13 protein-coding genes are annotated in these 12869 nt (G+C 36.8%); 6 read left to right on the top strand and 7 right to left on the bottom strand.

The window, feature by feature from the left end:
* Nucleotides 1–15 precede the first annotated feature (15 nt).
* Genes V0410_RS10930 through V0410_RS10920 form a run of 3 tightly spaced genes read left to right on the top strand, consistent with a single transcriptional unit; the run spans nucleotide 16 to nucleotide 3853 of the window.
* Nucleotides 16–1059: a TerY-C metal binding domain-containing protein gene (locus V0410_RS10930; protein ID WP_330747503.1), complete on the top strand. Its 1044-nt coding sequence runs from the start codon at nucleotides 16–18 to the stop codon at nucleotides 1057–1059.
* On the top strand, nucleotides 1059–2336 hold the full coding sequence (locus tag V0410_RS10925) for a PP2C family serine/threonine-protein phosphatase (RefSeq protein ID WP_330747501.1): 1278 nt from the start codon (nucleotides 1059–1061) through the stop codon (nucleotides 2334–2336). Before V0410_RS10930 ends, V0410_RS10925 begins: the two co-directional genes overlap by 1 nt.
* A 5-nt stretch (nucleotides 2337–2341) precedes the next feature.
* Nucleotides 2342–3853 carry a helix-hairpin-helix domain-containing protein gene (locus V0410_RS10920; protein WP_330747499.1) on the top strand — a complete coding sequence of 504 codons (1512 nt, stop codon included), beginning with the start codon at nucleotides 2342–2344 and terminating at the stop codon, nucleotides 3851–3853.
* Between the two features lie 168 nt (nucleotides 3854–4021).
* Here the strand turns inward: V0410_RS10920 and V0410_RS10915 are convergent, their stop codons facing one another.
* From V0410_RS10915 to V0410_RS10890, 6 genes are all read right to left on the bottom strand, one after another.
* Nucleotides 4022–4462 carry a GNAT family N-acetyltransferase gene (locus V0410_RS10915; protein ID WP_110010087.1) on the bottom strand — a complete coding sequence of 147 codons (441 nt, stop codon included), beginning with the start codon at nucleotides 4460–4462 and terminating at the stop codon, nucleotides 4022–4024.
* Nucleotides 4463–4705: 243 nt separating this feature from the next.
* Nucleotides 4706–5905 (bottom strand): tyrosine--tRNA ligase, encoded by a 1200-nt coding sequence (tyrS, locus tag V0410_RS10910; protein WP_330747496.1) that lies wholly within the window; start codon nucleotides 5903–5905, stop codon nucleotides 4706–4708.
* Nucleotides 5906–6382: 477 nt separating this feature from the next.
* Nucleotides 6383–6973, bottom strand: coding sequence for an NAD(P)H-dependent oxidoreductase (locus V0410_RS10905; RefSeq protein WP_330747495.1), 591 nt, complete (start codon nucleotides 6971–6973; stop codon nucleotides 6383–6385).
* A 75-nt stretch (nucleotides 6974–7048) separates the two neighbouring features.
* A complete protein-coding gene (locus V0410_RS10900; RefSeq protein WP_330747493.1) occupies nucleotides 7049–7867 on the bottom strand; it encodes a helix-turn-helix domain-containing protein in 819 nt (272 codons plus the stop codon).
* Between the two features lie 11 nt (nucleotides 7868–7878).
* Nucleotides 7879–8373 carry a GNAT family N-acetyltransferase gene (locus tag V0410_RS10895; protein WP_330747491.1) on the bottom strand — a complete coding sequence of 165 codons (495 nt, stop codon included), beginning with the start codon at nucleotides 8371–8373 and terminating at the stop codon, nucleotides 7879–7881.
* On the bottom strand, nucleotides 8351–8971 hold the full coding sequence (locus V0410_RS10890) for a TetR/AcrR family transcriptional regulator (protein ID WP_330747489.1): 621 nt from the start codon (nucleotides 8969–8971) through the stop codon (nucleotides 8351–8353). Before V0410_RS10890 ends, V0410_RS10895 begins: the two co-directional genes overlap by 23 nt.
* A 233-nt stretch (nucleotides 8972–9204) precedes the next feature.
* Here V0410_RS10890 and V0410_RS10885 point away from each other — a divergent pair, with 233 nt between their 5' ends.
* The gene (locus tag V0410_RS10885; protein ID WP_330747487.1) at nucleotides 9205–9579 is read left to right on the top strand and encodes a hypothetical protein; all 375 of its coding nucleotides are present in this window, start codon (nucleotides 9205–9207) and stop codon (nucleotides 9577–9579) included.
* Nucleotides 9580–9674: 95 nt separating this feature from the next.
* Here the strand turns inward: V0410_RS10885 and V0410_RS10880 are convergent, their stop codons facing one another.
* Nucleotides 9675–10298 (bottom strand): hypothetical protein, encoded by a 624-nt coding sequence (locus V0410_RS10880; RefSeq protein ID WP_202841106.1) that lies wholly within the window; start codon nucleotides 10296–10298, stop codon nucleotides 9675–9677.
* A 310-nt stretch (nucleotides 10299–10608) separates the two neighbouring features.
* Here V0410_RS10880 and V0410_RS10875 point away from each other — a divergent pair, with 310 nt between their 5' ends.
* The gene (locus V0410_RS10875) at nucleotides 10609–11172 is read left to right on the top strand and encodes a TetR/AcrR family transcriptional regulator (RefSeq protein WP_330747486.1); all 564 of its coding nucleotides are present in this window, start codon (nucleotides 10609–10611) and stop codon (nucleotides 11170–11172) included.
* Between the two features lie 39 nt (nucleotides 11173–11211).
* Nucleotides 11212–12618 carry an MFS transporter gene (locus V0410_RS10870; protein WP_330747485.1) on the top strand — a complete coding sequence of 469 codons (1407 nt, stop codon included), beginning with the start codon at nucleotides 11212–11214 and terminating at the stop codon, nucleotides 12616–12618.
* The last annotated feature ends 251 nt before the right edge of the window (nucleotides 12619–12869 follow it).

Genomic DNA, 12869 nt, shown 5'->3' with positions numbered 1-12869 from the left:
AATTGTCTTTACAGCATGAGAAGACTGCCTATTTATTTTTTAGTAGATGTCTCCGAATCTATGGTAGGAGAACCTATTGAGCAGGTGCAGGAAGGGATCGCCAATATCATCAGGGAATTAAAAAAAGATCCTTATTCACTTGAAACCGTTTATATTTCCGTGATTGGTTTTGCGGGAGAAGCTGAAGTCATTACGCCGATGCAGGATATTATCAGTTTTTATCCGCCTAAAATTCCGGTCGGAAGTGGTACGTCACTTTCCCAGGGTCTAATTAAACTAATGGATTGTATTGACAGGGATATTGTGAAAACAACGTATGAAAGAAAAGGCGACTGGAAACCTATCGTCTTCCTGTTTACAGACGGAGTGCCCACTGATGATGCCACCAAAGCCATTGAAAGATGGAATACCAAATACAACGGAAAATCTAATACCATTGCCGTATCTATAGGTGAAAATACGAATTATAAACTTCTAGGTTCTCTGGCGGATAACGTTTTACTCTTCAATAATTCTGATGAGAATTCTTACAAAGAGTTTTTCAAATGGGTAACAGATTCTATTAAAACAACCAGCCAGAGTGTCACAGAAGCCAAAAAAGAAGGAATTAATTTGTCTAAAATAGATTCCATGATTCTGGAGAAAGTAGATCCAGAAATGGAACAGAGATTCCCGGATAATAATTTTGTAGTATTGAACGGAAAATGCCAGGAAACGGAAAAGCTTTATCTGATGAAGTTTAAAAAAGCGTTCGCAGAATCAAGCATACCGGGAATGGCTACAAGATATTACAGATTGGACGGAGCGTATAAAATTGATGAAAAAGCCTACTACAGACTTTCTTCCAATCAGAAAACGCATCTTAAAATCAATATCGAAGAACTGGACGGAGGAACTTCATGCCCGCACTGTGCCAATCCCATTGCATTAGCTACCTGCTCGTGTGGAGGTATACACTGTCTGAGAGGAGAAGGATACAGCAAATGTCCTTGGTGTGGAACTTCGGATTATTACGGATTTTCTGGAGGAGGATTTGATATTAACCGAACGCTGGGCTAATGATGGGGAAATTTTTCAGGAAGTCTGCCGCAGAATCCAAACCAAAGACGATGCAACAGGCTGTTGTTTTTAAAGAAAAAGAAGAGTTCAAAGATGCTCATTGGGTATTGAAAAATGCCAGTGCAAAGCACTTCTATGAATTCACTTTCGATATGGAAGATTTCCCGAACATACAGATTCAGAATATCGGAAACATTGAAGAAGCAGGGCTTACTTTTGAAAACAATAGAATCTCAGGAGTCCCGGTTACCAATAATATGTATCATCTGGATATTCAGTTTTATCATATTCATGATCAGCATCAGATTGAAACAAAGAAAATACAGCTCTTCGTCAATGCAGATCCCAAAGATTTATGGAAGAATATTCCAAGCGATACAAACGCCGCTTTTTATAAACCGGAAGAAGACTCATTCAAAGGATCTTTTTCAGACAAAAAAATTGTGGTGGCTTCCAAAAGAGGACGTTCCCATGCACATGAAGGTAAATTTCGTGAAGACGATTTTGCTGTAAATAAGCTTCACGATGGCTGGAATATTATTGCTGTTTCAGATGGAGCGGGCTCAGCAAAAGCTGCAAGAGAAGGTTCCAGACTGGCAACGGAAACGATCAACCGGTTTTTTAACTCACAGGAGACTTTAAATCAGATTGAAAATAACATCAATGTTTTATATATCAATCAGTTTTCTGATGAAGAACAATTGAAAGCCAAGCAGGATATCATCAATATCTTATCAGAAGGTGTTTTACATGTTTATCACACATTAGAAAAAGCCGCAGCAGAAAATACCCTTTCAATAAATGATCTGCATGCTACTCTTATTTTTACTTTACTTAAAAAGTTCAGTTTCGGATATGTTATGCTGAGTTTTGGAGTGGGAGACTGCCCGATCAATCTTATTAACACAGACTTTTCTGAAGTTAAGCTTTTAAACCGGATGGATGTGGGAGAATTTGGTGGAGGGACACGTTTCATCACCATGAAAGAAATTTTTAATGATACAATAGCTTCCCGTTTCCGGATTACCTGTGTAGAAGATTTTTCTTATCTGGTGCTGATGACAGACGGTATTTATGATCCTAAATTTACCACCGAAAATAAACTGGAAGATACAACAAGCTGGAAAGCACTTTTTGAAGACCTAGCCGGAAATAATGATGACAGGGCGAAAGCAGATTTTATCAATGATGAAAAGATTGATGAAGAACTTTTAATCTGGAGCGATTTCTGGAGCAGAGGAAACCACGATGACCGTACATTGGCAATAATCTATTAATACGAATGAAAAAGACCATTAAGGTTGTTTCTGTTCTGGACACAGCCAAATCCTATGAATATGTAGATGAAAACCCTATCCGGGGCGGGGTGAAAGATGTTTATTTTTCGCCTGATAAAGAATATGTAGTTGCTTTTTACCGGAATCCGCTGGATGAAGGACAAAAAGAAAGGATCATGAGAATTGTTTCCACTTATCTGCAAAGTATACAGAGTGGAAATGCTTCAGAATACTTCCTGAACGAAATATTCAGATGGCCTTATGATATTGTTGAAAGAAATAAACTCACAGGAATTGTAGTTCCTGTTTATCACCATAAATTTTATTTTGCCAAAGGTTATATCGGTTCGGATAATATCCAGGGACAGGATAAAGTGGGGAAGTGGTTTACAGCTCCCATGTTCAGGAATCAGCAATATCCTTTAAGACTGGATCAGTCGGAGCTTGGAGATTGGCTTAGCTATTTTCAGATTGCAGTCAATATCAGCCGGGGAGTGAAAAAGCTGCATCAGATGGGGCTTGCACATTCCGATTTATCTTACAATAATATTCTGGTGGATCCTGTCACAAAATCTGCCTGTATCATCGATATTGACGGCCTTGTGGTACCCAAACTCTTTCCACCGGAAGTGATAGGAACTTCTGATTTTATTGCGCCTGAAGTTTTGAAAACCCAACATCTGAAACTTCAGGATCCGGACAGGCATTTACCCAATCAAAAAACAGACCTGCATGCTCTTGCGGTTCTCATTTATATGTATCTGCTGAGAAGGCATCCGCTGCGTGGAGGTAAAATCTGGGATCTGGATTCTGAAAAAGATGAAATTTTATCCATGGGAGAAAAAGCAATGTTTGTAGAACATCCGCAAAATAATTCCAACCATGTAAAGTCCGATCATCTCAGAAAATGGGATGCATTCTGGGGAGATCCTCAAAAGATTCCATATACCGTTACAGGGCCATATATTTCAGAACTGTTCAGGAAAACATTCGTAGACGGATTACATGATCCCATCAGACGTCCCACGGCCAATGAGTGGGAAACTGCTTTACTGAAAACAGTAGATCTGATCCAACCATGTCTTAATCCGGATTGTACAGAAAAATGGTACGTCTTTGATAATACGAGTAATCCCAAATGTCCGTTTTGCGGAACACCACATCAGGGAACATTACCCGTTTTAGACTTATATTTTAAATTTGATGATGAGGTCTGGAAACCGGAAAATCACAGGCTCATGGTTTATCATAATCAGTATCTTTTCAAATGGCATGTTTCCAGGAAAGTGATACGCAATGAAAATCTGACGATGCAGGATAAAATGCCGGTAGGATATTTTACGTTCCACCAGGGAAGATGGGTATTGGTCAACCAAAGCTTATCAGGAATGAAGGATGTCACAGAACAGAAAGAAATTCCACCAGGCTCTATGGTTGAACTTACCGATGGTAAAAAAATACTGCTTTCCTCAGAGGAAGGCGGAAGATTGATTTACGTAACCATGGCAAACCAGTAAAGGCTAACGGATAATCAAGGCTTGTTCCGGAGTGTCATTCTGAATGGAATGAAATGTAATGAAGAATCTCACAGATGATCGTGGCTATTTGTGCTCATTTATTTATGAGATTTGTGTTTAAATCAAAAGGAACATTCAACGGCTTTAGTCAAAACTTAAAAAAAGCATCTATTGTCTTTCCGTTTCCATAAAATAAGAATACTGGTCTTCGCCCACAATTCTGAACCCAAGACTTTGATAAAGATGCTGTGCTTTATTCGTTTTTAAAACACTTAATGAAACCGTTTTCCCTGCTAAAGAAGCTTCTTCTAAAATATCTGACAAGATCTTTTTTCCAAGCCCTTTGCCCTGTTGACTGGGATCAATCTGAAGCTGCAGAACCTCAATATTGGTAAATGTTCTGTCTACTTTTAACAGCCCGATGGGTTGGTCATCTAAAAAAATGATATTGGCTTTTTCAAACTGATATAGAACTCTTTGCAAAGTTGTTTCCCTGTCGGTAGAAAGCCCGGAATTTTCATAATGAGGATTCATGGTTTTCATTCTTAGATCGAGAAGAAAATCAATATCAGTATCATCAGCTTGTTGATAGCGCAGGTTAAGATTCATATTCAAAAATAAGAAATTAAGCTCTTACTTGAATGCAATTTTCAGTCCTATTTCTTCTTGCATAGGTTAAAGGTTGTAAAGGGTGGAAGATGGAAGAAGGAAGCTGGAAGCTATTATTGTGCTGTAGAGAACTTCTGCATTTTTTATTGTAACTTCTGTTTTTTTTTAAATATTCCAGTCAAAAAACTTCATATGTTCGACGTCTGCCAGAAACTTCCATCTCCCAGCTTCCATCTTCCAGCCTTACACCAGCTCAAAAAAGCCCCTTCTCCCGATTTTAATTTTAGTTTGAGGAATCAACTCCATCTCTTCATTTGCATCTGTTATTTTAATGGTATTGATCTGAATTCCTCCACTCTCAACCAATCTCCTGATAGCAGATTTGCTGAGGTCATTTTTAAGTTGGTGGCAAAGTTCAACGAGAGAGATTCTGTTCTCTATGCTTTTCAAAGAACTGATGTCAACAGGTTCATACACTTTCTCTTCAAAATTTTTATTCTGAAACTGGTTGATAAAGAACTGTTCTGCATCTTCAGCTGTAGTAGAATCATGGTACTGGCTGACGATATTTTTAGCAATGATTTTTTTAATATTCATTGGGTTTTCGCCTTCGTTTAACCGGGAAAAAATCGCTGTTTTTTCTTCCATAGAAAAATCGGTAGTAAGATTGATAAACTCTTCAATCAAAGTATCTGGAATAGACATGGTTTTTCCAAACATTTCATTGGGTTCGTCCGTCAATCCAATAATATTGTTCAGGGATTTACTCATTTTTTCTTTTCCGTCAAGACCTCTCAGTAATGGCATACACATGACAATCTGAGCAGGCATTTGATGCACCTCCTGAAGCTGTCTTCCCATCGTGCAGTTGAACAGCTGGTCTGTGCCTCCCATCTCGATATCGCACTCAATTTTTACAGAATCAAAACCCTGAAGAATCGGGTAAACCAGTTCATGCATGGCAATAGGCGTATTTTCTGTAAACCTTTTATTAAAATCATTTCGGTGCATCAATTGAGCCACGGTCACTTTTGAAAGCAGTTGGATGACCTCAGAAAAATCAAGAGCATCCAGCCAGTCAGAATTGAAAACAATCTTCGTCTTCTCTACATCAATAACCTTGGAAAGCTGATTGATGTAAGTCTGGGCATTATGCTGAACATCCTCAGCGCTCAATGGTTTTCTTGCTTTATTTTTTCCTGTAGGATCGCCAATCCTTGCCGTAAAGCTTCCTACAACAATAATGATCTGATGCCCCAGATCCTGAAACTGTTTCAGTTTTTTCAAGACTACCGCATGTCCCAGATGGAGATCCGGAGCGGTAGGATCAAATCCCAGTTTGATGGAAAGTTTTCTGTTTTCCTTTTCGGCTTGCGCCAGTTTTTTTTCCAGACCGTTTTCCGGTAGGATGATAGCCACATTTTCTTGTAATGGATGAATCATGTTGAATAGTTTTAAAATGAAAAAAGCCCGGACAGGTACTGTCCGGGCTCTATATATACGTTAGATTATTTTTATTGGATTACAGATATAGAAAGTCTTCCCGAACGATAGCCCGGAGTGTAATATTCACTGAAGAATGGAAGACGTAATATACTGTTCAGATGTTTCATTATGCAAATATACAGGGAATTCCTGAGGATCCAATATTTAAACCATTAAGACGCATTGCAGGGTTATAACAAGATTTGTTTTAAAAGAAAAACTTAACCATCCATCAATCTTAATGGCTTAAAATAATGGTTCAAAACAATTTTACTTGCGGTTTTTGAAGCTAATTTCATGCCATAAATTCCTTAAAAATAAAATACAGGACAAAGATGTAAAAACCGTATTTTATTATTTTCTTTGTCACCTGATAAGAAGTCTTTAAAATAGGGCTGATTCTCTGTTTTTCTATCATTGTTTTCATGAAAAAAATTAATAGTTAAGAACATGTTCAGAGTATAAATTTCTAATCTGACCTTTCCAGATTTCCAGATTTTCGGGAGAAGCTTTATCTGCTTTATCAAAAAATAAATGCCTGATAATTTCAAGCCCTGAATAGATAAAAATGCCATTGTCAGAAGTTAATGTCAATGCTTTATCCATTCCTGTTTTTTCATATTCTTCATGAGATTTTCCATGAGTATTGATAATCGCCGTCTTTTTACCTTCCAGAAGCCCTTTCTGTATGCCCTGATCATATCGGTAAGCAAAACCATAACTGAAAACACGGTCTATATATCCTTTCATTATCGCAGGAAGTCCGGTCCACCAGATTGGGTAGATAAAAGTAATCTGTTCTGCCCATGAAATATGCTCCTGCTCAGTTTTTACATCATCTGAAACTTTTCCCATACGCTGTCCCTGCATATCATCCAGTGAAAGTACAGGATCAAAGCCTATGGTATAAAGATCTCTCACAACAACTTCCTCGTTACGGAGCTGAAGGGTTTCAACAACTGTGTTTAAAAGATGATGATTTAAACTGCTTTCATTAGGGTGCGCGTAAATGATTAAATGTCTCATTGTTTTGATTGTTAAGATTAATGAGACAAAAGTAGCGCAGTGCTCTTTTCAAAAATTGTAAGAAAACGAAACAGATTATTTCGATTTTGGATTGCAGATCTCCTGCTGAAATTTTAAATACTGAGACGGTGAAATGTTGATAAAATGCTTAAAATCATGGATGAGCTGGCTCTGGTCATAATAGCCACATTCATCAATGATCGTAAACCATTTAACCTGATTTTGTTTTTCAGTTTCTTTTTCGATGAGTTGTATTGCTTTTAAAAAACGGTTGTAGCGGGTAAGTTCTTTTAAAGAATAGCCAAACTGCTCTTTCTGCTTTCGCTGGATGTTTCTTTCTGTCTGCTGAGTCTGTTCTGCAATTACTTTAACGGGATTTAACAGATCATTCTCAAAACTGCTCAAAAGCTGTCCTGTAATGTCCCGATCCTGCAGATAAGGTTTACAGAATTCAAGAATGTAATCTACCTGCTTTGTGACTGAATCTAATCTTGTAAGCTGATGCCAAAGGTCTGTAAAACAATTTTCTTCCAGTAATTCATCCGGATGCTTTAGCGATTGTTCAATAGATATTTTTCCAAAAAATCTGAAGAATGCATCATCCTTAAAATTGGCAACCAAAATAGAGCATCCTGCGGGAAGTGTGTATTCAAAAGCTTGTCTTACCGGTCCGAATACCATGCATTTGTCCACACTTATCATCGTGTTTTCCCGCGTAAACATCGTAGCATCTTCTCCAAAACAAAATAACAGAATTGTCTGATAAGTAGGTAAAAGCGTCTTGGTAATGGAGGATTCGGAAGTGTTTTCAGCAAAATAAAAATGAGTAAATACATTTTCAAATTCATGAGGGACTGAAATTCTATACTCTTTGTATTCAGAATGTAATTCCATAAGCCTGAAAATTAAACGATGATGTTTTTGGTCATTGTAAAGTTGGTCAAAGGAACTCCTTTTACATAGACCGTTTTTTCCTGAACAACCTGAAAGCCTGCTTTTTCAAAAAATGGTCTGGCTGTTTTGCTTACATCTGCAGTAACCTTCGTTTCATAATTCAGCAAAGCTTCTTTTTCAATCTGACGATAAAGCATGGTTGCGATACCTTGATGCTGATGATCTTTGTGTACAAAAAGCAGATCAATATAATTTCCGTGATCAAGCGTACAAAAACCAGCAATCTTATTTTTTATGACCGCGATCAAAACATATTGATCACGGATCACTTTCATCCATCTCTCCTCATTCTGAGCCCCGGATTTCCAGGCTTCAAGCTGTTGGGTATCATAGTCTTTTTTACATACTTCATCTATGGTTCCCGTAAAAAGCTGTAGCATTTCCGGAAGATCATCACTGGCTCCTTTTCTGATGATGATTGGGTTATCTGATGTAAAGTTGTTCATAAAGCTCTTGCTGTTCTTTATTGAGAAGTGGGTAGAAAAGATTCATCTGCAAAAGGGTATAATGCTGAATGGCTTCTTTCGGACTGAGTTTCAAAATAAGCCTGTTATGGGTAAGCCAGTTGTCGGCAATGATGAAAATCTGCTCAACAAGGCCATTTATAATAAAATTGGGCACATCTTTCAGAAATATATTGTTCTTCTGAAGGTCTGAAAAGATCATTTGAAATTCCTCTTTTCTGCTGAAATTAATCCCTTCATAATTGGCTTTGATGTCCGGATTGCGATTCAGAATATCTATAAAATTGATAAATATAAAACGGTAAGAATAGAAAATTTCACAGGTAGAATAGGTAAACTGATAAAGATCTTCCAGACTTTTATTTTCCTTTTTTTTCATCTGGTTCAGCAGCTCATCCATTTCCAGGGTAAGCTCTGAGAATAGGATTGTAATGATGTCTTCAGAATGTTTGAAATGATAATGCAGATTTCCTGCACTGATGTGCAGTTCAGCCGCAATATGCCTTGTGGTAATATTGTTATACCCTTTATCATTAAATAATTCCAGTGCTTTAGACAGAATTTTATCCTTGGTCTTCATAACCCAAAGATAAGAATATCAGAGTGGATATAAATCATATTTTTAGAATTAGAACAATTGTTCTAATTTGATATCTTTGCAGTATCAAATCTTATGACAATGGAAGGTAAACAGAAATTCAATTATACATCAGCTGAAAATACTGATCAAGAAAGTAAAACAGATCCTGGGGAAGTTATATCAAAAATACTGCAGGTGATTCTTGGGGTGATAATGGCTGTATTGCATATGTGATGAAAAAAAGAATTTCCTTTTGGTTCCTGCTGGGAATGGCAACATGGGCAATTATTATTCTGCTGAGAAGAAACGGAATTATTATTCCCTTTATCAATGACCATTTTACAGATTGTATTACAATTCCCATGTATTGTTATCTGATAGAATATATTATGAATGGGATTCTCAGCTATCAATGGAAACCTGATTTGAAGTTTGTATTGACCTCAGTGCTGTATCTCTCTTTTTTATTTGAAGTGATCTGTCCCAAACTATCAAGTCATTTTACCGGAGATTTTTTTGATGTGGTGGCTTATGTTGCAGGAGGAGTGGGGTACTATCTTTTTGCAGTAAAGCAGATATATAAAAAAGCCAGCAGTTCTGCACGGTAAAAGGAGACTGCCGGCTGTGTTATAGTTTTTATCCTGGTTCAATACTATAAAAGACAATTATTGATTGCAGGATGTTACATAAACCGCATAATTTTCTATTCCTGTTCAAGCTTGATGATAGATCCCTTATAAAATCTGGTCAGATCATAAAGATCGGTAAAGTAATGCTGAAGATCCGGGATGATGGCAGGATCAAAATCTTTCAAGCCACATTGGTCTTCTGCCAGAAGGTACAAAGACTGGTTATCCGGCTTCAGATATTCACAAAGGATATTATCAGAATTTTGTTTTCTGTTGATCATCTCTGTCAGAAATATTCCGTAGATCAGAAATTGATTGAAATTTTTAGCATCCACAATATAATTCATGTCCTGTTTCAGCAGTTTTTCATAATCGGAAAGGATCTGAAGGAAATTCTCGGCATGAACGGTTGTTGGAATTTCATAAAAAAGATCGATACCATTGATGAAAAGCTGTGTTTTGGTCTCTTCGTGATCTGAAGAATATACTTTGTGAAACCATTGAAAAATAAGCAGAAGTTCTTCCTGAGTAAGCTCTTCAACAGAACTTTTTACTTTTTCTTTAATGGTTTCAAGGCTGTTTTTCGCTTCAGGCTGAAGAAATTTCAGAATATGTTCTTCTTCACGGCTGAGCTTATTGTACAAATTAATTTTGGCAATAGTGGGATTGGTCTTGATGAAATATAGTTCTTCCGCCATAGTTATTTACCAAATTAGATTTCAAATGGTTGTTTAAATATACAAAATATGCATCAACTGTATTAAAAAAAATAATATGCAATGAATGGTATGCTGTTGTACTGTTTTTTGCATTGCAATTCTGTTTCCTTCCGGGTCTTCGAACTCTGCTGCTGCAAATTCATATTTTCATCAATTCTTTTGGCGTAAAAAACAGAACCTTCATTTTGAACAGATTGTATTGATCTTCTAAAAATAAAGTTTTTATCTCAATTTTAAAAATAGATAGACTTATCTATTTTTTTTATCTACATTTGTAAAAATTTTCAAGATGAAAAAGGAAAAAGTACGTGAAAGGATTATCAGGGTTGCTTCAGATTTGTTTTATAAACAAGGCTACAACTCAACGGGAATCAATCAGATCATTGCGGAGGCTGGCATTGCGATTGGCTCTTTGTACAATCACTTTTCATCTAAAAATGATCTTCTCCGGGCTTATCTGGTTAAAGAAGAGCATGAATGGTTTGAAGGATTTGAAAGCACCACATCCAAAATTTCAAACCCGAAAGAAAAGATTCTTGCGCTTATTGATTACCGGAAGAAACTCCAGCAGACTTCAAAGTTTGCAGGCTGTCATTTCATTAAAATTGTTTCTGAAATCGGAGAGGGAAATCCTGCCGTTTCTGCTTTTGCAAAACAACATAAAGAAAAACAAAAAGAACTGATTAAAGCAATCGTTAACGAATACACAGCAGAAGCAAAGCTGAATGATCCGGATTTGATAACAGAAAATATTTTCCTTTTAATAGAAGGAGCGGTTGTAACTTCCACAATCAACAGGCAGAACAACTCATTTGATCACATGAAAAAAATGATACAGGGCTTATTACCCTAATTTTTTTTAATTATAAAAAATAGATATATCTATATAAAAATGAAACGTAAGTATTTGAAATTATTGGTAGTGCTTTTTGGTCAGTTGCTGATAATTATGGATATTTTTATCATGAATGTATCCATACCTTCCATACAGCGTGATCTTCAGGCTTCCAACGGAGAAATGCAGCTGATGATTGCAGCTTATCTTATCGGTTTTGCTTCTTTACTCATTACAGGAGGGCGATTGGGTGATCTGTACGGGAGAAAAAAGATCTATATGATCGGGTTATTGGCTTTTATGATAAGCTCGGTGGTGTGCGGATTTTCTGCAGGAGCAGGTCAGTTGATTATTTCAAGATTTGTACAGGGAATCAGTGCAGCAATGATGGCGCCCCAGGTACTTTCTATGATACAGATTCTGTTTCCGGATCATCATGAACGGACCAAAGCGATGGGCTGGTACGGTATAACTATTGGGATAGGAACTGTTTTGGGACAGTTTCTGGGTGGTTATTTTTCTTCTCTGAGCATGATGAATGAACCCTGGAGACTCATTTTTCTGATCAATATTCCAATTGGCCTGCCGGCAGTTTTTCTTACCTTGAAATTATTGGAAGAATCTAAAATTCCTGTGAAACAGTCCTTTGATGTGGCGGGTGTTCTGATTCTTTCTGCAGGATTGTTCTGTGCTACTTATGCTTTAACCACATCTGAGCATGAAGGGCTGCATTTCAAAAATATTTCTTTAATGATGATTTCTGGCGGGATTTTATTCACTTTTATAAAAAATCAGAAGAAAAGGATTCACTATAAACGTTCTTATCTCATTGATTTTGAACTATTCAGATGTAAAAATTTTAATCTTGGAATCATAGCGGTTTCTTTCTTTTTTATTATGCTGGATTCTTATTTTTATATTCTGTCCCTTTTCTTTCAGAATGGATTAAAGATCAGCCCGTTGGACGCAGGGGAGATTATTGTTTTTCAAGGGTTAGGTTTTATCCTGGCATCGTTCGTTTCTGTAAAACTGATTTTGAAATATGGAAAGAAATCCCTGATAGCAGGACTTGGCTTTATTATGGTTATCCTAATCCTTCAATTGTTTTTATTCAATAGGCAGACGAATTTTCCTGTTTTTTGTCTGCTGTTATTTTTACATGGATTGGGAATAGGATCAATTATTCCCTCCCTGGCCAATATAGCCCTGTCCGGAATGTCTGAAAAGCTGATTGGCAATGCCTCAGGTGTTTATAATACCTTTCAGCAGATTGCTGCCATTATCGGAATTGTTGCTGTAGGAAGTGTTTTCTATTATTTTCTTGGAGAAAAACCTGATGCACAACATTATCACAATGCTTTCTCTGTTGCTTTGCTGATTAATATTCTCTGTCTGATTTTGGTAATGATCTGTATTCTTAAAGTGCCGGATCATGTTCTTCCGGAACTGAGAAACAGAAAATGATACTGGATTTTAACGTTGATAGATCATCAGATTGTAAGAGAAATAAATTCAAATTTCTGGTTGAAAATTATTTTTCAGCTGAAATGAGTAACATCATTGGTCTGCGGAGTTCCTCTTTCATCTCCGGAATTTCTTTCAACATCTCTTCGCCTGGTTGAGGTTCAATAACTTCTTTGATTTTAAAACCTGCTTTTAATAATGTATTTAAATAAGATGTTAAAGTACGGTGATATTTGATGACATGTTCTCCC

This window comes from Chryseobacterium sp. CP-77, assembly GCF_036362765.1.
Classification (GTDB): Bacteria; Bacteroidota; Bacteroidia; order Flavobacteriales; family Weeksellaceae; genus Chryseobacterium; species Chryseobacterium cupriresistens.
Note: the sequence above shows the minus strand (reverse complement) of the source record. Positions and strands in the feature narration are given on the sequence as shown.